Genomic DNA, 22,371 nt, shown 5'->3' with positions numbered 1-22,371 from the left:
TGAACCAAATCACGGCAGTCGCGTTGTTAATTTGTCATTAACCATAATGGAGGTTGCTATGCTGTTCTATTCGAAGATTGAAACAGGTATCGCTGCGGCGTTTCTCGTTCTCATTCCACTGATGCTGTACGTGGTATGAATAGGATGAGACGTTTAGTTTAAAGGCGGCATTGAAGCTTATACTCTTCATTGCCGCCTTTTTAGTTTCTGATCACATTGATTTTATTTAATGTTTGCATAGTTCTTTATTCATCTCGTGTTCACTCCCGCGGCGATAAATTCGTTTCAACACAAAAGGAGTGTCCCATGATTAAGAAAGCCGTTCTCGCCGCCATTGCTCTTTCGTTTGTTGGCGCGCCACTTGCTCAGGCTCAGGATTATCATCAGCCACGCAAGCCGGGATATAATCGTGTTGAGCCAACCCGTCCGTCACACGGCAAGGAATTCCAGCGCTATGATCGCCGTGATCAGGGCCACAAACGCTGGTCGCGCGGTGAGCGCTATGGAGATTGGCGTCGTCATCAGGAAATCCGCGACTACAAGCGTTATGGCCTGCGCAAACCAGGTCGCGGTCAGCATTGGGTAAAGGTTGATAACCAATATCTGCTCATCACAGCAGCAACCGGCCTTATCGCAGGGATTCTCGCTGCTCGGTAGGCTTCGGGAAAATCGACACATTCTAAGCTTGAAGGCGGCATAAGCCGCCTTTTTGCATTTTCAGCATTTCATTCTGGGTAGGCAAATACGCTATAAAACAACGAACGAGGAAGAAAGCACTGCTTGCCCAAATAATCCCGAGTCTGCAATGTAAGGCCGCGTGACACTCCCCGTCACATATGCAGGCACGACGCCCAGATACTGACGCGTTAAGCGGAGAATTTTATATGAGCGGCTTTCTTGCCCTTCTGGATGACGTTGCAGCAATCGCAAAAATTGCTGCGGCTTCGGTCGATGATATATCCGCAAATGCTGCGAAAGCTGGCAGCAAAACCATTGGCGTTCTGATCGACGATGCTGCCGTCACACCGAATTATGTTGTTGGGATAGCTGCTGCGCGCGAATTGCCAATGATAGGCAAAATCGCGATAGGCAGTTTGCGAAATAAAGCCCTGCTTATTCCGGCACTCTTGGCACTGGATTATTTTTTGCCGATAGCAATTACCGCGCTTTTAATGATCGGCGGCGCTTATCTTTGCTTCGAAGGTGCAGAGAAAGTCTGGCACAAACTTTTCCCAAGCAATGACCATCATGAGGATGGCGGTTCAAAAGAAAAAGATCCAACTGCGCTGGAAGAAAAGCGCGTTGCAGGTGCAATCAAGACCGATCTCATCCTATCCGCTGAAATCATGACACTAGCGCTTTCCATGATCGAAACCAATTCAATCTGGATCGAGCTTTTTACGCTGATTGTAGTCGGCATTATGATCACCGTTTTGGTCTATGGCGTCGTTGCCGTCATCGTAAAGCTTGATGATTTCGGCGTCCTCATGGCTAGGAAAGGACGGCTTTCGGTGACACGCGCATTGGGCCGATGGACAGTCCGCGCCGTACCTAAGCTCCTGCTTCTTCTCACCATAGTTGGAACAGCCGCAATGTTATGGGTGGGCGGCAATATTTTTATCCATGGTCTTCATGAACTTGGCGTCCATCAGCCATTTGCATGGATTTCCGAAACAGCCGGCAATCTGGCTGCGTTCGTGTCGGCCGGTCTCTCGGGAACCATTAACTGGCTAGCCACGGCTTTTGCCGATGGTGTCTTCGGCTTTGCTCTCGGTTCAGCAATAGTGATTATTATGGCCAAAGTTGTAGAACCACTTTGGAATACCGTTGGCCAAAAATCCTGATTATGCAGAATGAGCGAGGAACGGGTCTTCCTCGCTCATTGTTGTCTTAGATCATACCACCATTGGCACGCAGAACCTGCCCATTTATCCAGCGACCATCTTCGCCGACAAGGAAAGCCACTACAGATGCGATGTCTTCCGGAGTTCCAAGGCGCTCCAACGGGTTCATTTTTGCCATCCGCTCAATCAGTTCGTCAGATTTGCCATTTAAAAACAAATCAGTTGCCGTCGGTCCCGGTGCAACGGCGTTCACCGTGATATTTCGACCGCGCAATTCCTTAGCAAGTATTCCTGTGAGGGTTTCGACTGCAGCCTTGGTTGCAGCATAAACACCATAGTTTTCAAGCTTCAGACCAACCACACTTGTTGAGAAGTTGACGATACGTCCACCATCACGCAAGCGCTGGGCAGCCTCTCTCATCGTGTAAATGCTGCCCTTAAGATTAATCGCAATCTGGCTATCAATGACTGAGTCATCGCCGTCCTTTACGGAAGCAAGTTTCATAATACCGGCATTGTTGACCAACACATCTACTCCACCAAAGGCGGATTCGGCACTTTCAAACATATGCTTAACGGCCGCAGCATCGCTCACGTCTGCTTGATGAGCGACGGCCCGACCGCCTGACTGGATGATTTCTGCGACTAATTTTTCAGCAGCATTTTTGTTACCAGCATAATTGACGATTACGGTAAAGCCATCAGAAGCTAACCGACGTGCGATAGCAGCCCCGATACCACGCGATGCGCCCGTAACGATTGCAACTTTGTCCTTGTTTGCTGACATGAGCCTAATTTCCTTAAGATGCGTGTTTAAAAATTTCATCCGAGTGCAGCGCATTGGGAATGCACTTTTCACCTTTGAGACGAAACATAGCGCTTCTAAAATGCCGGATAATCATCCATAATTCGGCATCACTATCCGAAAATGGCGAATAGTATCATGGACCGATTTGATGCCATGCGGGTTTTCACCCGTGTCGCGGAACGACGCAGTTTCACGCTCGCAGCAGAAGATTTAGGCCTGCCGCGCTCAACCGTAACAGATGCAATCAAGCAGCTGGAGAAACGTCTGGGTGTATGTCTTCTACAGCGAACGACGCGCCACGTCAGTCCAACGCTAGACGGTGAGGCCTATTACCGCCGCTGCATTTCTATCCTTGAAGAACTGGAAGACGCGGAGGGTGCGTTTGCTGGTGCAAAGCCTAAGGGTCTATTGCGTATCGATGTGCATGGAACATTAGCCCGGCATTTCCTTATGCCTGCATTGCCACGTTTCTTTCAAACATACCCCGATATCGAAATTTATATGAGCGAAGGTGATCGCTATGTCGATCTTGTTCGCGAAGGCATCGATTGTGTTCTGAGGGCAGGTGTTCTGCAGGACAGTGATATGATCGCTCGTCGTGTCGCTTTGTTGAAAGAGGTCACATTGGCTTCCCCGGCCTATCTTGAGCGTCACGGTAAGCCTTCACATCCAGACGAACTAACAAATGGCCATCACATGGTCGGTTTTCATTCGACATCGACAGGCGGTTTGCTCCCGCTTGAATTTACCGTCGCGGGCAGGGTAGTGGAACTCAGTCTGCCCGCGCCAATGTCAGTTAATGCCGCTGAAAGTTACGTATCAGCTGCTTGTCTTGGTCTGGGACTTATTCAGGTTCCCATTTACCACGTACAGAAATCGCTTGAAGCCGGTGAATTGCTTGAGGTTCTAGCCGATTTTCCTCCAAAACCGACACCGGTATCTTTGCTCTATAGGCGAGAGAGGCAGCTTTCTCCACGCGTACGTGTTTTCATGGACTGGTTGCAACGTGAGTTCAAAGAAGCGCAGGCCTCCGACACAGACCTTGCATTCGTGCAGTCTTAGCGTATGTCAGTGTCCGGGGATGTTTTGAAACATGGTGCGATTGCAATCATTCATGCGAAATATGCGAAATATGCGATATGCAGCAATCCGCAGAGGATTGGATGCAATTGCATTTTCCGGTCTGGGTAAGTTGTTCCCATCCAGCGGTGGGCGTGGTGTAATCTTTACTTTGCATCATATCGGCGCGGATAAAACTGACGAGTTTCGCCCAAACTCCATTTTATCGGTTACACCTGAGTTTCTGACAGACACAATCGAAACTGCGTTTGATGCGGGTCTTGTGCCTGTTCATCTGCACGATCTTCCCGCGTTACTTGCAAATAAGTCGGATAATCGAAAATTCGTAGCTTTCACATTTGATGATGGTTATCGCAACAACGCTGAGATTGCGGCTCCGATCTTTCGCAAATTCGGAATTCCCTACACAGTTTTTCCTACAATGGGCTTTGTTGATCGTACCCACACAATCTGGTGGGAAACGACGGAAGCACTCTTGAGAAAGACAACGGAGATTAGCTTCGACTTTGGTAGAGGGTTTGAGACCCTATGCACCAAAACGGTCGCGCAAAAATATGTGGCTTTTGACCGATTAGCCGCTTTCGTTCGCGCTTTCGATGAAGACGAAGCTGTCCGACTGATCGATGATCTAGCCGTTAGCCAATGCGATGTTGATCCGCGAGCCATCGTTAATGAAATGGTCATGGATCAGACCGAACTCAAAGCACTGGCTACTGATCCGCTCACTCATATCGGCGGACACACGATCGCGCATGTCAATCTTCGGCGCGTAAGCGAAGAACGCCTCACACATGAAATAGAGGCATCTCAAGCCGCAATAGAGCGTGTCGTGGGCTATCGGCCAAAATCATTTTCCTATCCATACGGCTGGTGTTCCGCTGTTGGAGAGCGTGAAATCGAGATGGTCGCAAAAGCTGGCTTTCAGGTAGCGGTCACAACACAGCCAGCGGTCCTCCAACGTTCTGACGCGTTGAGACCAACGGCCATAAAGCGTATTTCGCTGAATGGCGATTTTCAAAAGCAACGCTACGTCAAAGCTTTGATCTCAGGTCTCGCCTTCAAATTCTTATAGGCTCGGCTCGGATTCGAGCAATTCCATGCATAATGCCTTGCTGGCCGCGGAAATATCAGGATTAAAGACTAGCCAATAGCCCTTCTTGCTCTTGAGGGTGACGTCGCAAGCCGGAACGAGTTGCCCTCGTTTGATCGCACCATCAATCAGACCGGCCCAGCCAAGAGCCACGCCCTGTTCGGCAATTGCTGCTTCGAGCACCAAATTATAGGTGTTAAACACCAAACCGTAATTTCCGTCCTCAATTTCCTCACTAATAGAGTCAAGCCAGGTCTGCCAAGTGTACCAGCGATCACCTTGTAGAGTATCGAGGTGCAAAAGTGCTGTCGAACTTAAACCTTTTCCATTCGGAAATGGGCCATTTCGTTCCAGAAAGCCGGGAGAACAGACCGGCACAACGGATTCCCCGACAAAAGGGATAGCATCTTTGGGAAAATCCTCGCGCGATCCGAACAGAACGGCGATGTCAGCCTCCCTGTGATCGAGAGGCTGTAGCATCGAAGATGCTGTAATGCGAACATCAACGTCTGGATACTTTGGCCTAAAATTTGCGACACGCGGCATCAACCAGAAGGCAGCAAAGCCATAATCCGTAGCAATCCTAAGCCCTGGCATGCGCTGTTTACGCTTGATCTGCTGGATAGCCTCGTCGATTCCATTCAACCCTTGCCACACAGCCTCATAAAGTATCCGTCCTTCGGGCAAGATTTCGACGCCGCGCGCCCGTCTGGCGAAGAGTAAGACGCCCAGACGTTCCTCCATGCGTTTTATTTGATAGCTAACGGCAGGTTGCGTCATCCCCAGTTCACGCGCTGCAAGGGTCAGATTTTCCAACCGCCCCACCGCTTCAAAAACACCAAGACTGCCAAGATCCCAAGATGGAGAAACCATAAACAACCTTTATATCTGCAATAAAAAATGAATGTCTTTTCCCTTATCCTTAAAGATGTTTTCCTTAAAGCCAGAATGCAAGACATAACGAAATTTGATTTTACCGAACAGGTTTCGTTAAAGCCAAACAGGGGAAAAGAATGGGCTATCTCAAATTGACGGCATTAGCATTGGCAGCGTTCACGGGGCTTACGGGCGCGGCTGCTGCAGCAGATCCTGCTGCATGTGAAACTATCCGCCTTTCCGATCCAGGCTGGACCGACATTACATCCACAAACGCCATCGCAAGCGTGCTGCTGGATGGGCTGGGCTATAAGGCCGATGTGAAAACCATGTCAGTACCAATTGGATATGAAGCCCTCAAGACCAGCAACATCGATGTATTCCTCGGCAACTGGATGCCAGCACAGCAGAAGTTTCGTGACGATCTCGATAAAGCAAAGGCTGCTGAAGTTCTGGTCAAAAACCTTGAAGGCGCCAAATTCACTCTTGCTGTGCCGGATTATGTAGCGAAAGAGGGCGTAAAAGACTTTGCCGACCTGTCAGCCCATGCTGACAAATTTGGCAAGGAGATTTACGGTATTGAGCCAGGCGCTCCGGCAAACCAGAATATCCAAAAAATCATCGAAGATAAGAAATTCAAGCTGGATGGCTGGAATATTGTGGAATCGAGTGAGCAGGCCATGCTTGCGCAGGTCGATCGTCGAAATAAAGACAAGCAGTGGATGGTCTTCCTTGCTTGGGCACCACATCCAATGAACACCAAACTCAATATTGAATATCTGTCGGGCGGTGACGATTATTTCGGCCCCAACTATGGTGGCGCAGAAGTTTATACGCTTTCGCGTACCGGTTGGGCTCAGCAATGTCCGAATGCTGCGAACTTCTTCAAAAAGCTCGTCTTCACAGTCGATATCGAGAATGAATTAATGGACAAAATCCTGAACGAAGGAGCGGAAGGTCCAGCTGCAGCTACTACTTGGTTGAAAGCCAACCCAGAACATATCGACAAGTGGTTGGAAGGTGTGACGACCTTCAAAGGTGAGCCCGGTGCCGCAGCTGTGAAAGCCAAACTCGGTCTATAACCTGCACAGAACATGCTTTTAGGCGGGCGTTCTCGACGCCCGCCATTCTGCATTTTGATTTCTTTCAATTTATGGTCTTAGCCAAATGAAAAAGCCGAATATCCTCGTTCTGATGGTCGATCAGTTGAACGGAACGTTCTTCCCCGACGGGCCTGCTGATTTCCTGCACACGCCAAACTTGCGCAAACTAGCTGAGCGCTCGGCACGCTTTGCAAATTGCTATACCGCAAGCCCACTCTGCGCACCGGCACGCGCATCCTTTATGTCAGGACAGTTGCCTTCCCGAACAGGCGTCTATGACAATGCCGCTGAGTTTTCGTCAGAAATACCCACCTATGCGCATCACTTGCGCAATGCAGGCTACCAGACAGCATTATCCGGCAAGATGCATTTTGTCGGACCGGACCAGCTGCATGGTTTTGAACAACGCCTGACGACAGATATTTATCCTGCCGATTTCGGCTGGACGCCAGATTACCGTAAGCCGGGTGAGCGTATTGACTGGTGGTATCATAATCTCGGTTCGATCACGGGAGCCGGCTCCGCCGAGATCACCAATCAGCTCGAATATGATGACGAGGTTGCTTATCAAGCCGAAGCGAAGCTTTATGACCTTGCTCGCGGTCACGATGACCGCCCATGGTGCCTGACTGTAAGTTTCACCCACCCGCACGATCCTTATGTGGCACGCAAGCGGTTCTATGATCTCTACGCAGATATTCCAGAGCTTGATCCGAAGATCAGACCTTTATCTGAAGACGAAATCGATCCCCACAGTGAGCGCCTGCTGCGCGCTTGCAAGGCTGAAGACTATGATCTGACGCGCGAGCAGGTAAGGGCTGCCCGCCAGGCCTATTTTGCTAATATCTCCTATGTAGATGAGAAGATTGGCAATCTGCTCGATGTAATTGAGCGATGTGGGATGAGCGACAATACATTGATCGTCTTCACATCCGATCATGGTGATATGCTCGGTGAGCGCGGCCTTTGGTTCAAAATGAACTTCTTTGAAGGCTCGGCGCGCGTGCCGTTGATGATCGCAGCACCCCAGCTAAAACCGGGTTTAGTCGAACAGGCAGTATCGACCCTTGATGTTTTGCCAACTTTGTCCGACCTCGCAGGCATTGACCTACATGGCATCATGCCATGGACCGACGGCGTTTCGCTTATCGATGTCGTATCCGGTGCTAGTTCAAGAGGTGCAGTTCCTATGGAATATGCAGCCGAGGGTACGGTCGCGCCGATGGTTTCTCTTCGGGAAGGGGACTGGAAGCTAAATTTCTGCAAGGTCGATCCACCTCAGCTGTTCAATCTTGCAAGTGATCCTGATGAGTTGGAAAATCTGGCTACTTCCGCAAAACATAAAGACGTGCTTGAACGCCTTGTCGATGCCACCGAGAAGCGTTGGGACCTTGAATTGTACGATAGCCAGGTGCGAGCCAGTCAGGCGCGGCGCCATGTGGTTTATCCTGCTCTTCGCAACGGCGCTTATTACCCTTGGGACTACCAACCTCTACAGAAGGCATCAGAACGCTATATGCGCAATCATATGGATTTGAATGTTCTTGAAGAAAATCAGCGCTTTCCGCGTTAGATCTGATAAAAAGGCTGATCAAAGATCAGCCTTTTTTTAATTAGCGAAGAATGTCAGAAAGACGCTTCTGTTCTTTCTCGGTCCGGTCAAGATTGAGACCCGTGAGAAGGTCCAGAATGTGCGTTTTCATCAAGGCAGACGCCTCATCGGATCTATGTTGTTCTATCGCATCAACGAGCGCGTTATGCGCATGGCTTTCACAAGTCGTTTCCCGACGTTGCCAGTACAGAGCAATAATCAGCGAAGAACGTGGTAAAAGCTCAGCCACAAAACCCGCCAGGATAGAATGTCCAGCAATCTCAGCAAGATCGAGATGGAAGCGAGCCGATAATCTGATGGCGTCGCTGTCCCGCCCGGCATGAAGTGCTTCGTGCTCGTCATGCAAATGCTTGCGGAGCTTGGCGATATCGTCGGCGGTTGCGACCTTTGCGGCAATAGCAGCAACTTCCGGCTCGATCAGCGTCCGCGCTTCAAAGACCTCACGCGCTTCTTCGCGTGAAGGCTCAGCGACAAAGGCGCCACGATTGGGTTCAAGCCGCACGAGACGATCATGGGCGAGAGCCTGTAAGGCTGAACGCACAACCGCACGGCTCACAGAATAGATCGTTGCCAGCTCATCTTCTGGTAGTTTGGTTCCCGGCAGCAATTGATGGCCGACAACAGCATCCCGCAGGCCCTGATAAACCGGATGCCAGCGTGTGGCTCCGTTACTGGTTCCGGTCTCGCTATGGTCTGTTGGTTGAGTGTCAAGAAAGTTCATTTGCATCCGGATAGAAACTGCGCGGATTGATCAACGACCGCGACCACATTACTTTTAGAGTTCACTCACTTACATATCGAACCCGGCTTATCGAGTGTCAACAAACGCCGCGATTTGATCTACAAAATAGAGTTTAAAAGTTGCATATCCACTTTTGAAGCCCGTTCCATTCATCTTCCGGGTGAATAAGGTTCAAAAATTCCTTGAAATGCCTTGGTTCTTGGCGGCAAATATCCACCACGTTTCGACGTTTTCAAGCCTAAACTCACCAGGCCTTCACAGAGCTTTACTGCAGCAGTCACACCGTCGATCACTGGCAAACCATGCTCTTCCGACAAAGATGCAGCGAGATCAGCCATTCCCGCACAGCCAAGAACAATTGCCTCTGCATGATCATCACGGATTGCACGCGCAATCTCTTCCGAAATTCGCTTTCGCGCGTCTGAGCCCGGCACTTCTAGCTCCAACACCGCGACATCACTTGCACGAACGCGCGCGCAACGCGTCGCCAAGCCGTAACGCACGAGATTATGCTCGATTGCTGGAACAGAGCGGGAGAGGGTCGTCACCACACTGAATTTCCCCGAGATTAGGCTCGCCATATGAAAGGCAGCCTCTCCAATACCGATGACAGGCATTGTTCCCGCGCAACGCGCCGCATCAAGACCGGTATCATCGAAACAGGCTATGATGCAGGCGTCCGCATTAGCATGTTTCTGCATTTCACCAATCATGCCTGGAATTGCAAAAACTTCATCGAAATAACCTTCAATGCTCGGCGGACCGTCCTTGGGATTAACGGCAATAATATTTGTATTGGCTAGCGCAATGCTTCGTGCGGCTTCACCAATTTTCTTCGTCATAGAAGAAGTCGTATTCGGGTTGACGACAAGTATGTCCATTTCCTCAAACCATCGTTTTTTATCGTTGTTGATGGCTTGAAGCGCGCTGCGTTTTGAATGGCCTTGTCGCGCTTCAAGTTATTATTATTAAAAAGGAAACCCAGCTATCGGGTTTCGCAATTACCCCAAGCATTGAACCGGCTTGAAGCTGAATTCTAGCAGCTGTGCCTTGCCCCCACGACACAGCTGCTGATCTGGTCAACGACTAGATTTCGCCGCCCAGATAGAGTTTTTTGACGCGATCGTCCGAAATGAGCTCTTCTGAATTTCCAGAGAGTACAATCTTGCCAGTCGTAAGAGCATAGGCTCGTTGAGAGATACGAAGTGCCATACGCGAATTTTGTTCAACAAGCAGGACGCTCACCTTTTCGTCGCGATTAATTGCAACGATGGAGCGGGCAATGTCCTGCACAAGCTTGGGTGCGACACCCAGCGACGGCTCATCAAGAAGCAACAGTTTCGGCTTAGCCATCAGCGCACGCCCAATGACAAGCATCTGCTGCTCACCACCGCTCATGGTACCCGCTGCTTGCGAGTAACGCTCTTTCAGACGTGGGAAACGCCCCATAACCATTTCGAGCGTATTGGCAATCTCTGCTTTGCTTGAGCGAGTAAAAGCACCCATCAGAAGATTATCGCGTACGCTCATATACGGAAATACGCGTCGTCCTTCCGGCACCATAGCAATGCCCATTTCGACAATGGCGTCCGAGCGTGTGCCGTCAAGTCGACGGCCTTCGAAATGGATTTCGCCCTTACGAAGCTTGTTCAACCCGGTAATCGCCCTCAAAATCGAGGATTTTCCCGCCCCGTTTGCACCAATCAACGCGACTGTCTCTCCCTCGTTGACTGTTAGGGACACGCCTTTAAGGGCATAGACATGATCATAATAGAGTTCGGCATCAGTGACTTTCAGAAGCTCTGTCATGATCAGTATCCAATCGTTTCATCTTCTGCGCCGAGATAGGCTTCGATGACTTTCTCGTTCTCCTGAATTTCCTTAGGCGTGCCTTCCGCGATCTTCTGACCGAAGTTAATCACGACAATTCGATCAGAAATATTCATGACGGCCGGCATGTCGTGTTCAACGAGAAGAACAGTGACACCACGATCCCGAACGGCGCGGACCATTTCCACCGCCTTGACTGTTTCGTCATGGTTCATGCCCGCAAAAGGCTCATCAAGCAGAAGAATTTTGGGTTCAGTTGCAAGCCCGATGGCGATGCCGAGCGCTCGCAAGTGACCATGTGGAAGGTTTTGCGCGACTTCATTGCGTTGATGTCCAAGCCCCAGAAAGTCGAGGATTTCATCAGCCGAACGGCCAAACTCTTCCTGATCCTGACGCGCCAGGCCAGTTCCGATATAGCAACCCAGAAAGCTAGCCTTCGCGCGCAGGTGATGAGCGACAATAACGTTCTCACGCACCGTCATGCCCTTGAAGATCGTAGTTTCCTGAAACGTCCGCACCACACCTTTTCGGGCGACTATATGCGGAGCGAGGCCAGATATACGTTGACCGCCAAACAAAACTTCACCGGTCGTGGGCGTAATGAAGGATGCAATCAACTTGAAAAGTGTCGATTTGCCCGCACCATTCGGCCCGATTACCGAGAGAATTTCCTTTTCCTTGACTGAAAATGAAACATCATTGACCGCGACCAGCCCGCCGAAACGTTTGGTCAGGCTTTTGACTTCGAGAAGCGCACTCATGATTTCGTTCCTTTCTTGCCGGACAGTCGAAGGCTGAGCAGTCCGTTAGGCAGGAACAGCATCAGAATGATCAACAAGCTCGAGAAGATGAGGAGCTGGAATTTGCCGGTTTGGAACAGGAAGTCCCAACCGAAATAGAGAACGAAAGTGCCAATGATTGGTCCGAAAACATAGCCGAGGCCACCAAGGAAGCAGTTGAGCATGAAGTTTACGGAGTCGGTAACTGTGAAGCTCGAAGGGTAAATCGACTGCGAGATTGCGACGAACATCGCACCGCCGATCCCACCAAGGAAGGATGAAATGGCATAAGCCAATACTCTGAGATAGGTGATGTTGACGCCGATAGAGGAGGCGAGTTCTTCATTTTGTTGCAGTGATTGGCAAAGGCCACCAATCCGCGAATGGATCAGCCGATAGAGGCCGGCAAAACACAGAACCATCAACACAACTGAGACAAAGTAGAAAGCCGCGCGCGGATTTTGCAGGCTCGCGAAGTCAGGCAAAATGGTGAACCCAAAGATCGATATACCGCCTGGCATCGGAATGCTGACCATACCCTTTGCGCCATTGGTAATGGGAAGAGCCATCGCCAGCAGTCGGGCAACTTCGGTCAATACAAGCGTAACCATCGCAAAATAGACGCCGCGAAGGCGCAAAATTGGAATACCGATAAGGATACTTGCGAAGGCGCAGAACAGACCAGCCAAAGGCAGGGTCAACCAGAATGAGAAGCCGTATTGCACCATAAGAATGGCCGATACATAGCCACCCATCAATGCATAGGCGCCCTGGCCGATATTAATCCGGCCAATGTAGAATGTGAGCCAGACACCGCCGCTGACGATAGATAGCAGGGCGACTGAAGTCAGCGTGTAATAGAGGTCGTTGCGACCCGTTACTTCGATCAGTAGTGGAATACCGATCAGCACCAGTGCGAGGAAGGCAACGACGCCAAGGATCTTTGTTATCTTTGTCATGTTCGCCTCCCATCAGCCCCAAGGTTTGCCCATAAGCCCATTCGGGCGAAGGCTGAGGAAGACCATCAACCCGGCAAAGATGACGAGATAGGTGATGTCGCCATATGGACGCAGGATTGTAAGACCGACGGATTCAAGCATACCGAGGATAAAACCACCGGCAATTGCTCCGCTGACCACGCCTGCACCACCAATCATCACCATCATGAACGCTTTGATGGAAATTGCTCCACCAATGCCAGAGTTGACACCGGTAATGGCAACCAACAAGCCACCGACCAAGCCTGCCAGCATTGCCCCCAATGCGAAGCCGATCATGGAATAGCGGTCGACATTCACGCCCATCAATTGCGCCGCAACGCGATCCTGGGCGAGCGCGCGCATGGCACGACCGGGTTTCGTGAATTGCATGAAAAGAACAAAGGAAGCGATGAAGATCACGGCAAGTGCGCCGATCAACATACGGTCATAAGGCATGATCAGCCAGTCGGATACGTAAACACCATTTACGATCTTCGGCACGCCACGCTGTTTTTCACCGAATAGAAGCAAAATGATTGCATCGAGAAAGAATGCCACCGCCGCCGCAAGCAGCATCGTACTTTCATCGCGCAGACTTCGCTTGATAACAGGCCTGAATAAAAGCTTTTCGATTAATGCCCCAACGATCATCAGTGTGACCGCAGAAGCAAGCAAAGCCACAACAAACGGCAATCCTAGCTGGCCATAAACCGTGTAAGTGACAAAACCGCCGAGCACATACATTTGGCCGTGCGCGAAGTTAAGGACGTTCATCAGTGCGAAGATCAGCGTCAAACCCAACGCGATCAGTGCATATTGCGCACCGAGATACAGCCCATTGGCTATTATTTGTTCCATGAAGGCAGACTCCCCCTGTGGAGACAGGGCGATGCCAAAGTCTCCTCGACAGTTCTTTAAGGTTGGGAGGCCTGACGCGCGTTCAAATCCGCCACGTCAGGCTATTCAGTCATTGCGATCGATTAGTCGACCTGAGCCACAAACAGCGTTTCGAACTTGCCGTCCTTATACTCAGTGACCACCATAGGAATACCAATCTGGCGCTTCTGTCCAAATGAAGTCATTCCGACATAGGTCAGCTTTGCATCGTCACCCTTCACAAAAGGATTTGGTGCTGAGAACGTATCCATGGTCTTCTTGAATTCTTCGACATTATCGATCGCTGCCGGATTAACCTTCATCGTTTCGACGATGTAATCGAGCGCATAAACCTTGGTATTGGACTCATCGTTATACTCGCCATAGGCCTTTGTATAACGATCAACGAATTCTTTCATCGTATCGGAAGCGATTTCCGGTGTGGATGCACCGCCGACGGAAATAAAGCCATTTGCCAGCTCGCCTGCACCTTCTTCAAGAACCTTGGCATCCTGTGCAGTTTCAGTGGAAATAAAACCTTCATATCCCAGTTCGCGTGCAGCACGGATCAAAAGCGGAGCGTTACCCGGTGCGACACCAGAAAGAACGAGCAGATCGGGCTTCTGCATGACAATCGGCGTCAGGACCGGCGTGAAATCGCGAGTATCGTTCTGATAAGCATCGCTTGTTGAAATCACTTCAAGGCCAAGTGCTTTTGCAGCTTCAATACCGCTATCGCGCTGGCTCAGTGGATCGGACTCATTGGCCGCCACGAACGCAACCCGCTTCACGCCTTTGTTTTCTTTGAGATACTTATAAATTGCCGGCCCGGACTGATAATTGGCGATCATGCCAAGAACGGCATTGGATGCCGGTGGTGTGTAAAGTTCTTTCGGGAAGGAATAAGGAAAGTAGATGATCCCTTTGGATTCAGCCACAGGACGAACAGCCGCCGCACCATCATCCACATTCGGGCCGACCACATAGTGGACGCCTTCCTGGGCCATCTTTTCCATGCCCGCAATTGCGCGCTTGGGGTCTTTCTGATCGTCAAATGTTACGATCTTGATCTTGTAGGTGTCGTCGCCGATCTTCACGCCACCAAGCTCGTTGAGCCAGTCGGCCCGTACCTGCATTGAGCGGACGTTGGAAGTGCCCCAAGATGCAGCAGGGCCACTGGTTACACCGACAAAACCTATTTTGAGTTCTTTGTCTGCTGCTTGGGAGGCATTGGCGGACATGAGCGCAAAAATTGAAACAGCGCCCAGCGCCGCAGTTTTGATAACTGCGCGTCTGTTAAACATCTTTATTCCCCTTGTTTAAAGCACTCCTCTCTCGTTTGATGGAGAAGAGCATGAGGAATTGAACGCCACATCTGAAAAATTGTCAACAATATTAATTCTCATCATAAACAATACAGGGGCAGGGTGGCTACAATGGATATTAGTAATAGATCAAATAGTTTGTTTTTAAAGACTTACGCTGACTTCTGCGTGCAGAACAGTAAAACCTAACAGGCGTGTGATGCTATAAAAATGCCGACGCACTTGATATCTAAAAGGCATCAATGAGTCGTCGACTTAACCAAAGTTCAATCAGTTTTGCTCACCGAACGTCGTATTAGCTATTGAATGAAAAACGAATAGCGGTCACGTTTGCCACCCGTCTTCAGTCAAAAGAGATGCCATGTCCGTCCAGCGCGCAAGTTTTTACATTCTTCTAGCTCTGGTCACTATAGCCTTCGCATGGCTGCTCATTCCATATTATTCCGCTGTTCTTTGGGGCGTAATCCTCGCACTTATCTTTTTTCCGGTGCAGCAACGCCTTGTTCGACTGTTGCGTGGTCGCAGGAACATCGCAGCTTTTCTGTCGGTACTTATGTGCATTTGCCTTGTCATCATCCCGACATTGCTGATTTTTGGATCGCTCGTTCAGGAAGGAAATTCCGTCTATCAGCGGCTGAGTACGCGTGAATTTGACCTAAACAGCTATATTACACGCATATTGGCGGCGCTTCCCGATACACTGGAAGAATGGATGGTTCGCTTTGAGCTTGGCACTTTCGCAGAATGGCGCACGCGTATTACCGGCGGCATTCTGCAAGGCAGTCAGATTTTTGCGAGCCGCCTCGTAAGTTTCGGTCAAAACACGCTGCAGTTTTTCATCAGCTTTGGCATTATGATCTACCTGCTGTTTTTCCTGTTCCGCGATGGAGCGGAACTGGGGGAGAAAATCCGTCAGGCAATCCCTCTCAGCGAAGATTACAAGAACCAGTTTGTCGAAAAGTTTGCAGCCGTCATTCGTGCCACCGTCAAAGGTAACATTATTATCGCACTCGTTCAGGGAACGATTGGCGGTGTCACGTTTTGGCTTCTTGGTATCGAGGCCGCATTACTGTGGGGTGTGATGATGACGATCTTCTCGCTGCTCCCAGTTGTCGGGGCTTCCCTTGTGTGGGGACCTGCAGCCATATGGTTTGCCGTCAACGGTATGTGGGTCCAGACAATCATCTTGATACTGGTTGGTGTTTTGATAATTGGCCTGATCGATAATCTCTTGCGTCCGCCATTGGTTGGCAAAGGCACGCGTATGCCCGATTTTGTCGTGCTTATCTCGACGATCGGCGGCATTTCCCTGGTAGGGATCAATGGATTTGTCGTCGGACCGATGATTGCAGCAATGTTCATTGCTGCCTGGTCGCTTCTGGCTCAAGAGCAGAACACAGAAATCCCTCCTCAAACAGGCTCTGATTAAAAACTCACACAGTGCTGGGCTTAAAAGCAAGAACGCCCGCTGCACTGGGAGGAGGAGTGTGCAGCGGGCTGATCTGAAAAGCGCGACTGGGAGGAGGAGTGCCGCGCTTCGGGTTCAGTTTCTGGGAGGAGGAGTGAAACTGAACAAGCCCAAAATAGGTGCGGGGCTTGCCACTTACAAGAGGCGATGCTGCAATGCTGTTATGCATTTACGAATAGCTAAAAAAAGAAACCGCCCCGCAGCGATATACGCGCTGGGGCGGCTCTATCCTCCTCCAAGTGGAGCCGACAATAACGGCACATAATCAAAAAGCAACCCCTTAATATCTAGTCTCAATTTTCAGAAATTACTGAAATTATTGCATGTAAAACCAGCATTACTAAATAGCCATCAAGCTGTAACGGCAGCCTCTTCATCAATCGTCATGTAATAAGAAATTTTTTAATAACTCTGTAAAAAATTACACGCCTAAGGCTCACGTCTTAACTTTAATTGGTCGTGAAGGTGTTAAATTCTTTAATCGATTAAAGCGCTGCAATGCTTCACATTTCACAACCGTACGCATAGCCATGGCCGCCAACATATAATTAAAGTTGACTCATTAAATCAGGATTAATATAGCCTCCCAATTAATATGAGTCTTTTTATCATCTTAATGGCATGACGGTGAAAGCCAATATGGGGGTTGCAATGAAAATGAAGTCGAAGCGCGGCGGTTATTTGTTGGAAACAACGGTTTTAAGCGGGGCAATTGGTTTGAGTTTGTTGGCAGCGATGCCTGCTTTTGGACAAAATCTGGGACAAAACGCGACAGTTCAGAATCAGAAGACGACGGAAGAAGCACAGCCAGCTCAAAAGAAAGAGCAAGCTCTTCAGCTGGACACCATCACTATTTCGCCGACAATCCAGAACCAGGCTGCGATTGATGCAATGGCCTCGACCAGCGTCATTACACAACAGCAGCTCGATCGTATTCAGGCAACAACACCGGCCGACCTTTTCCGTTCGACACCGGGCGTACACGCATCTCTGAATGGCGACGATCCTGCAACATCCATTAATATTCGTGGCCTTCAGGAATATGGCCGGGTTGCGGTAACGATAGATGGTGCTCGTCAGGACTATTGGCGCGTTGGGCATGGGTCGGGTTCATTCTATATCGACCCTGAAATGCTTAAGCAGGTAACGGTCATCCGAGGACCGGTATCCAATGCCTATGGTTCTGGTGGCATTGGCGGTCTCGTTGCTTTCGAAACCAAGGATGCAGGCGATTTCCTGCGCGATGATGAAACATGGGCGCTCAGCGAAAAGCTACGCTATGAAAGCAACGGCAATGGCTGGATGACCAGCACCGTCGGCGCCTATCGCTTCAACCCGAATTTCGATGTCATCGGTAATATCAACTATCGCGACAGTGACGCCTATAAGAATGGTGACGGCGATGTCGTGCGCTGGACTGGCGAGCGCGTTGTCAGCGGTCTTGGCAAGATCACCATCCGTCCTGCAGATGGGCATGAAATAAAGCTCGGTTTCCAGCGTCAAAAATATAATGACATCATGACCGGCAGCAGTGGTTCCACTTCGAGCACGCTATCGCGTTATAATGCCGAAACCATCGTCAGCACTTACACGGGTAATTACACTTATAAGCCGGACGACAACCCATTCTGGGATCTGTCGGTCAACGCCTATTACAGTGATACGGATAACGATCAATATCAGGTCTGGACGAAAGCCAATATCGGCAAGACGCGTTATTATGATGTCTCAACGGCAGGTTTCCGTGCTTACAACAGCTCACGTTTTGAAACCGGCGCTATGAGCCATACGCTCACCTATGGCGTGGATTACTATAAGATGCGCGGTGAATCCGACACCGACAACTTCGGTAATGGTGAACAGCAGGCCTATGGCGGCGTTATTCAGTGGCAGGGCGATTATCAAAAGTGGCTCGAACTGATTGGCGCTCTGCGTTATGACGGATATCGCCTCGATGGCACGACCAAGGCGACGAATGTTCTGCCCTCGGAAGATGTCAACGTCGACGGCAATCGCGTTTCACCACGCTTCAGCGTCGGTGTAACACCATGGGACGGCGTTCAGTTTTACGGTCTCTATTCCCAAGGTTATCGCGTTCCTCATATGCAGGATATGTTCAGGCAGAACGGCGCACATGGCTCGGGATATGAACCAAATCTGCTTCTCAAGCCCGAAGTCGCAACCTCTTACGAATTTGGCGTAAACTTGCGCCAAGACGGTATTCTGGATGCAGGCGATCAGGTTCGTGCCAAGCTCAATCTGTTCCATACAGATGTCAAGAACTACATCAACACTGTGAAAACCGGGAACGTAACAACATCCGAAAACGTCGGCGCTGCACGCTTGCAGGGTATTGAGCTGGAAGGCACTTATGACAACTGGTGGGGCTATGTGAACCTGGCTGCTTCTTACACGGATGCCGAAATGAAAGACGGCGTTTACAAAGGAGAAAGCCTGAGCAACACGCCGCTCAACAATTTCAGTGCAACGCTTGGCCTCAAGGCATTTGAAGAGAAGCTCGTTTATGGTGTCGAATATCAGAGCGTCGGCAAGGTCAATCGCGCACTGACAACCGGTGGCGTCAAGGTTTACCCGCGTGTCGATCTCGTTAATGCGTTTGCCAACTGGCAAGTCACCGACAATGTGAAGCTCGACTTCGGCGTCGATAACCTCTTCAACAAAGCCTATACCGACGCCCAGACTGGTTGGGCCACGAGTACGGATATTGAGCAGGCCAAGGGTCGAACCTTCAAGATCGCTATCACAGGTCGCATTGGCGGCTGATCATTGGGCAGGCGAGGCTAAAAATTGCTTCGTCTGCCAATCACTCATCTGAACGATAAAAGTTTTCCTGAATACTCAAGTTTATGATAGTGAGATTCCTGAAAACATAGATTGAGAAAAGCCGTGTCCAAGATGTCATCAGAACTGACCTCCAAGCTGACAAGCCATTCCCATATTCGCCTTCTGAAAGGCGAAGCCTATCTGCCGAACATCATTGATCGGCTCAACTCTTATCAGGCGCAATATAACAGTCACGAAAGCCGCCACGAGTTCACTTATGAATTCGGTCGGATCGAGATTGATGCCGCTGATAGCGGCTATCGCGTTTCCTTGCTTGCAGACGAAGACATCGGTCTGCATCGCCTTAAAGATCTCGCAGCCGTTGCCATCAAACTTTACACCAAGGAAGAAGCGCCGGAGATCGTTTGGCAAGGCGACCGTGCTGGTGAACAGGTTTTGCCGCAGTTCCGGTTGATGCGGGTAATTTCTACCAGTCTGTTGACGCCGCATATGCTGCGCGTGCGGCTAGCTGGTGAGGACTTGAAACGCTTTTCCCTCTTTGGGGCGATGCATATTCGTCTGCTGCTTCCCACGGAAGAAGTGCCACAGCCGATCTGGCCCATCATGGGGCCAAATGGCTTGCCATTCTGGCCTGATGAACAACGCAGACCCGCTTCGCGCGCTTATACAATCCGGGCTCTTGATATTGACGCTGGGTGGCTTGAAATCGACTTCTATCTCCATGAAATAGAAGGCCTGGCCTGCAAATGGGCGAAAGGCGCGAAGATTGGCGATACGGTTGGTCTGATGGGGCCAGTCGGACGTCCATTGCGTCGTGCAAGCCGCTATCTCATGGGCGCAGATGCGACTGGCTTGCCTGCTATTGGTCGTATGCTTGAAGAGTTTTCCTCAGACGTAACAGGTCGCGTCATCATTGCCGTCGATAGCGAAAAAGACGTTCAGCCTCTGCAGCACCCAAAGGGCATTTCCGTCGATTGGGTTATCGATGCGGATCAAAAGCGTGCAGGCGAAACGCTGACGCAAATTTTGTGCGAAGCTGAGTGGCCCGAAGGACCAGACAGTTTTGGCTGGTTTGCGGGTGAGGCTGATCAGGCTAAGATTGTTCGCCAGCATTGGCGTCAGACGCTGGGTAAAAGCCGCGAGGAAACGCTCGTCGCTGGTTACTGGCACAAGGATGCGGTTGGTTTTATGGCTGGGTAGGCCGAAAAGGCCATTTCCCAAAAAATGCTGACCCAAGAAGTCATAATAGCCTTCCACTCACGATAGGAATGCGCTAGGCACCCTACTAATTGTGAATGGAAGGAGCCATGCCATGGCGGATTTGTTGAAGCGCTTCGGCACATATTACCGCCCGCATCGCGGGTTGTTCGTGCTGGATTTTTCGAGCGCCGTGGCAGCCGGTCTTTTGGAACTGGCCTTTCCAATTGCCGTGACTCTCTTCATCGATAGGCTTCTGCCTACTGGCCAGCTCGGCATTATTGCTCTGGCTGCCGTTGGGTTGCTTGCGATTTATGTCTTCAATGCCATTCTGCAAGTCATTGTGACCTATTGGGGTCACATGCTCGGCATCAAAATCGAAACCGAGATGCGTCGCAAGGCATTCGACCACCTGCAGAAGCTTTCATTTGGGTTCTTCGACAATCAAAAAACCGGACATTTGGTTGCCAGACTGACCAAGGATCTCGAAGAAATCGGGGAGGTCGCCCATCACGGGCCGGAAGATCTCTTTATCGCTATAATGACGCTCATCGGCGCCTTCTGCCTGATGATGTGGGTCCACGTCCCACTTGCACTTATAACAGCTGTGATCGTTCCGCTTTGCGCTTATGTGACGCTCCGTTATGGCGGACGGATGACCGCAACATGGCACGCGCTCTATCGTCGTGTTGGTGACTTCAATGCCCGTATTGAAGAAAATGTCGGTGGCATTCGTGTGGTTCAAGCCTTCACGAACGAAGACCATGAACGCAAGCTGTTTGCTGAAAGCAATGAAAACTATCAGAAGACCAAGCTTGCCGCCTATAAGATCATGGCTGCCTCGATGTCACTTTCTTATCTATCGATGCGTTTCGTGCAGGTTGTGGTCATGCTCGCCGGTGCATGGTTTGTTGTGCAAGGCGATCTAACAGCTGGCGGTTTTGTTGGTTTCCTTCTGCTGGTCAACGTGTTCTTCCGCCCGATCGACAAGATCAATTCGGTCATTGAAACCTATCCGAAAGGCATTGCAGGCTTTCAGCGATACATCCAGTTTCTCGATACCCGCCCGGATATTGCTGATCGTCCGACAGCAAAATCGGTTGCGCGCCTCAAAGGCGATATCGAATATCGCGATGTGAAGTTTGGCTATAATTCCGAACGCCCGATTTTTGATGGTCTGAACATGAGCATCAACGCAGGCGAAACCATTGCTTTTGTTGGTTCTTCAGGTGCAGGCAAGACGACGATATGTTCATTGCTGCCACGATTTTATGAAGTGACCGGCGGGGCCATTCTCGTCGATGGCATTGACATTCGCGACATGACGCTGAAGTCGCTGCGCTCCAATATAGGCATTGTGAGCCAGGATGTGTTCCTGTTTGCGGGTACAATCCGCGAGAATATCGCCTATGGTCGCCTTGATGCGACGGATGAAGAAGTTGCCGATGCCGCTCGTCGCGCACGTCTCGACGCTGTAATTGCAGCTATGCCTGATGGCTACGATACGGTCATTGGCGAGCGCGGCGTCAAGCTCTCTGGCGGACAGAAACAGCGTTTGGCAATTGCGCGTATTTTCCTGCGCAATCCACCAATCCTGATCCTAGACGAAGCAACTTCAGCGCTGGATACGGAAACCGAACGTGCAATCCAGCAATCGCTTTCAGAGCTTTCAGTGGGCCGTACAACGCTTGTGATCGCACACCGCCTGGCGACTATCGTCAATGCTGATCGTATCATGGTTGTCGAAGGCGGCCAGATCGTAGAGCAGGGCAGTCATTCGGAACTGTTGTCGGTTAAGAATGGTCGTTACAAACGTCTTCATGCGGTGCAGGCGGGTTCTACAAGCGATGGAATTCTTTCCGCGGCTGGATAAACCTGAGGCTTGATCCGTTACAATCCTCAGAGGCTTGCTCTCGACGTGAATAGACCTATTGTTTCCTGACCAACCAGTCTGGA

At 50.3% G+C, this 22,371-nt stretch carries 19 protein-coding genes; 10 read left to right on the top strand and 9 right to left on the bottom strand.

The window, feature by feature from the left end; translation table 11 throughout:
• Positions 1 to 306 precede the first annotated feature (306 nt).
• Complete coding sequence (locus tag RT142_RS06660; protein WP_064321758.1) at positions 307 to 657, top strand: RcnB family protein; 351 nt, start codon at positions 307 to 309, stop codon at positions 655 to 657.
• A gap of 227 nt (positions 658 to 884) precedes the next feature.
• On the top strand, positions 885 to 1,844 hold the full coding sequence (locus RT142_RS06655) for a DUF808 domain-containing protein (RefSeq protein ID WP_105519591.1): 960 nt from the start codon (positions 885 to 887) through the stop codon (positions 1,842 to 1,844).
• Between the two features lie 46 nt (positions 1,845 to 1,890).
• Here the strand turns inward: RT142_RS06655 and RT142_RS06650 are convergent, their stop codons facing one another.
• Entirely contained in the window at positions 1,891 to 2,631 is a 741-nt protein-coding gene (locus tag RT142_RS06650; protein ID WP_313028051.1) for an SDR family oxidoreductase, read from the bottom strand.
• A gap of 156 nt (positions 2,632 to 2,787) precedes the next feature.
• Between RT142_RS06650 and RT142_RS06645 the strand changes: the two genes are divergently transcribed.
• Together RT142_RS06645 and RT142_RS06640 are read left to right on the top strand one after the other, a co-directional pair.
• Positions 2,788 to 3,714 (top strand): LysR family transcriptional regulator, encoded by a 927-nt coding sequence (locus RT142_RS06645; protein ID WP_105519589.1) that lies wholly within the window; start codon positions 2,788 to 2,790, stop codon positions 3,712 to 3,714.
• Between the two features lie 52 nt (positions 3,715 to 3,766).
• Entirely contained in the window at positions 3,767 to 4,804 is a 1,038-nt protein-coding gene (locus RT142_RS06640; RefSeq protein WP_313028049.1) for a polysaccharide deacetylase family protein, read from the top strand.
• Here RT142_RS06640 and RT142_RS06635 read toward each other — a convergent pair.
• Entirely contained in the window at positions 4,799 to 5,695 is an 897-nt protein-coding gene (locus RT142_RS06635) for a LysR substrate-binding domain-containing protein (protein ID WP_113158108.1), read from the bottom strand. The two genes, RT142_RS06640 and RT142_RS06635, sit on opposite strands and share 6 nt — an antisense overlap.
• Positions 5,696 to 5,835: 140 nt before the next feature.
• Here RT142_RS06635 and choX point away from each other — a divergent pair, with 140 nt between their 5' ends.
• The gene (choX, locus tag RT142_RS06630) at positions 5,836 to 6,780 is read left to right on the top strand and encodes a choline ABC transporter substrate-binding protein (RefSeq protein ID WP_313028047.1); all 945 of its coding nucleotides are present in this window, start codon (positions 5,836 to 5,838) and stop codon (positions 6,778 to 6,780) included.
• A gap of 85 nt (positions 6,781 to 6,865) precedes the next feature.
• A complete protein-coding gene (gene betC, locus RT142_RS06625; RefSeq protein WP_207441806.1) occupies positions 6,866 to 8,374 on the top strand; it encodes a choline-sulfatase in 1,509 nt (502 codons plus the stop codon).
• 40 nt (positions 8,375 to 8,414) lie between these two features.
• On the opposite strand, the gene RT142_RS06620 is transcribed toward betC, so the two are convergent.
• From RT142_RS06620 to RT142_RS06590, 7 genes are all read right to left on the bottom strand, one after another.
• Positions 8,415 to 9,134 carry a GntR family transcriptional regulator gene (locus tag RT142_RS06620; protein ID WP_112806673.1) on the bottom strand — a complete coding sequence of 240 codons (720 nt, stop codon included), beginning with the start codon at positions 9,132 to 9,134 and terminating at the stop codon, positions 8,415 to 8,417.
• 170 nt (positions 9,135 to 9,304) lie between these two features.
• Entirely contained in the window at positions 9,305 to 10,036 is a 732-nt protein-coding gene (locus tag RT142_RS06615) for an aspartate/glutamate racemase family protein (RefSeq protein ID WP_007879291.1), read from the bottom strand.
• A 205-nt stretch (positions 10,037 to 10,241) separates the two neighbouring features.
• The gene (locus RT142_RS06610; protein WP_007879290.1) at positions 10,242 to 10,964 is read right to left on the bottom strand and encodes an ABC transporter ATP-binding protein; all 723 of its coding nucleotides are present in this window, start codon (positions 10,962 to 10,964) and stop codon (positions 10,242 to 10,244) included.
• Positions 10,965 to 10,966: 2 nt separating this feature from the next.
• Positions 10,967 to 11,746 carry an ABC transporter ATP-binding protein gene (locus RT142_RS06605; protein ID WP_007879288.1) on the bottom strand — a complete coding sequence of 260 codons (780 nt, stop codon included), beginning with the start codon at positions 11,744 to 11,746 and terminating at the stop codon, positions 10,967 to 10,969.
• Positions 11,743 to 12,723: a branched-chain amino acid ABC transporter permease gene (locus tag RT142_RS06600; RefSeq protein WP_112806953.1), complete on the bottom strand. Its 981-nt coding sequence runs from the start codon at positions 12,721 to 12,723 to the stop codon at positions 11,743 to 11,745. The genes RT142_RS06605 and RT142_RS06600 overlap by 4 nt, the downstream gene beginning before the upstream one ends.
• A 12-nt stretch (positions 12,724 to 12,735) precedes the next feature.
• The gene (locus tag RT142_RS06595; RefSeq protein WP_079213806.1) at positions 12,736 to 13,602 is read right to left on the bottom strand and encodes a branched-chain amino acid ABC transporter permease; all 867 of its coding nucleotides are present in this window, start codon (positions 13,600 to 13,602) and stop codon (positions 12,736 to 12,738) included.
• Positions 13,603 to 13,724: 122 nt separating this feature from the next.
• Positions 13,725 to 14,924: an ABC transporter substrate-binding protein gene (locus RT142_RS06590; protein ID WP_079213807.1), complete on the bottom strand. Its 1,200-nt coding sequence runs from the start codon at positions 14,922 to 14,924 to the stop codon at positions 13,725 to 13,727.
• Positions 14,925 to 15,306: 382 nt separating this feature from the next.
• Here RT142_RS06590 and RT142_RS06585 point away from each other — a divergent pair, with 382 nt between their 5' ends.
• From RT142_RS06585 to RT142_RS06570, 4 genes are all read left to right on the top strand, one after another.
• A complete protein-coding gene (locus tag RT142_RS06585) occupies positions 15,307 to 16,374 on the top strand; it encodes an AI-2E family transporter (RefSeq protein ID WP_007879280.1) in 1,068 nt (355 codons plus the stop codon).
• A 690-nt stretch (positions 16,375 to 17,064) separates the two neighbouring features.
• Positions 17,065 to 19,197, top strand: coding sequence for a TonB-dependent hemoglobin/transferrin/lactoferrin family receptor (locus RT142_RS06580; protein WP_313028043.1), 2,133 nt, complete (start codon positions 17,065 to 17,067; stop codon positions 19,195 to 19,197).
• 132 nt (positions 19,198 to 19,329) lie between these two features.
• Positions 19,330 to 20,418 (top strand): siderophore-interacting protein, encoded by a 1,089-nt coding sequence (locus RT142_RS06575; RefSeq protein ID WP_007879267.1) that lies wholly within the window; start codon positions 19,330 to 19,332, stop codon positions 20,416 to 20,418.
• Between the two features lie 112 nt (positions 20,419 to 20,530).
• Positions 20,531 to 22,288: an ABC transporter ATP-binding protein gene (locus tag RT142_RS06570; protein ID WP_007879265.1), complete on the top strand. Its 1,758-nt coding sequence runs from the start codon at positions 20,531 to 20,533 to the stop codon at positions 22,286 to 22,288.
• The last annotated feature ends 83 nt before the right edge of the window (positions 22,289 to 22,371 follow it).

The organism is Brucella sp., from assembly GCF_032066345.1.
Classification (GTDB): domain Bacteria; phylum Pseudomonadota; class Alphaproteobacteria; order Rhizobiales; family Rhizobiaceae; genus Brucella; species Brucella pseudogrignonensis.
The sequence above is the reverse complement of the archived record's forward strand: the minus strand, read 5'-3'. Positions and strand labels throughout refer to the sequence as shown.

Coding starts and splice junctions, on each gene's coding strand:
- RT142_RS06660 (WP_064321758.1), top strand. CDS start 307: ATGATTAAGAAAGCCGTTCTCGCCGCCATTGCTCTTTCGTTTGTTGGC.
- RT142_RS06655 (WP_105519591.1), top strand. CDS start 885: ATGAGCGGCTTTCTTGCCCTTCTGGATGACGTTGCAGCAATCGCAAAA.
- RT142_RS06650 (WP_313028051.1), bottom strand. CDS start 2,631: ATGTCAGCAAACAAGGACAAAGTTGCAATCGTTACGGGCGCATCGCGT.
- RT142_RS06645 (WP_105519589.1), top strand. CDS start 2,788: ATGGACCGATTTGATGCCATGCGGGTTTTCACCCGTGTCGCGGAACGA.
- RT142_RS06640 (WP_313028049.1), top strand. CDS start 3,767: ATGCGAAATATGCGAAATATGCGATATGCAGCAATCCGCAGAGGATTG.
- RT142_RS06635 (WP_113158108.1), bottom strand. CDS start 5,695: ATGGTTTCTCCATCTTGGGATCTTGGCAGTCTTGGTGTTTTTGAAGCG.
- choX (WP_313028047.1), top strand. CDS start 5,836: ATGGGCTATCTCAAATTGACGGCATTAGCATTGGCAGCGTTCACGGGG.
- betC (WP_207441806.1), top strand. CDS start 6,866: ATGAAAAAGCCGAATATCCTCGTTCTGATGGTCGATCAGTTGAACGGA.
- RT142_RS06620 (WP_112806673.1), bottom strand. CDS start 9,134: ATGAACTTTCTTGACACTCAACCAACAGACCATAGCGAGACCGGAACC.
- RT142_RS06615 (WP_007879291.1), bottom strand. CDS start 10,036: ATGGACATACTTGTCGTCAACCCGAATACGACTTCTTCTATGACGAAG.
- RT142_RS06610 (WP_007879290.1), bottom strand. CDS start 10,964: ATGACAGAGCTTCTGAAAGTCACTGATGCCGAACTCTATTATGATCAT.
- RT142_RS06605 (WP_007879288.1), bottom strand. CDS start 11,746: ATGAGTGCGCTTCTCGAAGTCAAAAGCCTGACCAAACGTTTCGGCGGG.
- RT142_RS06600 (WP_112806953.1), bottom strand. CDS start 12,723: ATGACAAAGATAACAAAGATCCTTGGCGTCGTTGCCTTCCTCGCACTG.
- RT142_RS06595 (WP_079213806.1), bottom strand. CDS start 13,602: ATGGAACAAATAATAGCCAATGGGCTGTATCTCGGTGCGCAATATGCA.
- RT142_RS06590 (WP_079213807.1), bottom strand. CDS start 14,924: ATGTTTAACAGACGCGCAGTTATCAAAACTGCGGCGCTGGGCGCTGTT.
- RT142_RS06585 (WP_007879280.1), top strand. CDS start 15,307: ATGTCCGTCCAGCGCGCAAGTTTTTACATTCTTCTAGCTCTGGTCACT.
- RT142_RS06580 (WP_313028043.1), top strand. CDS start 17,065: ATGAAAATGAAGTCGAAGCGCGGCGGTTATTTGTTGGAAACAACGGTT.
- RT142_RS06575 (WP_007879267.1), top strand. CDS start 19,330: ATGTCATCAGAACTGACCTCCAAGCTGACAAGCCATTCCCATATTCGC.
- RT142_RS06570 (WP_007879265.1), top strand. CDS start 20,531: ATGGCGGATTTGTTGAAGCGCTTCGGCACATATTACCGCCCGCATCGC.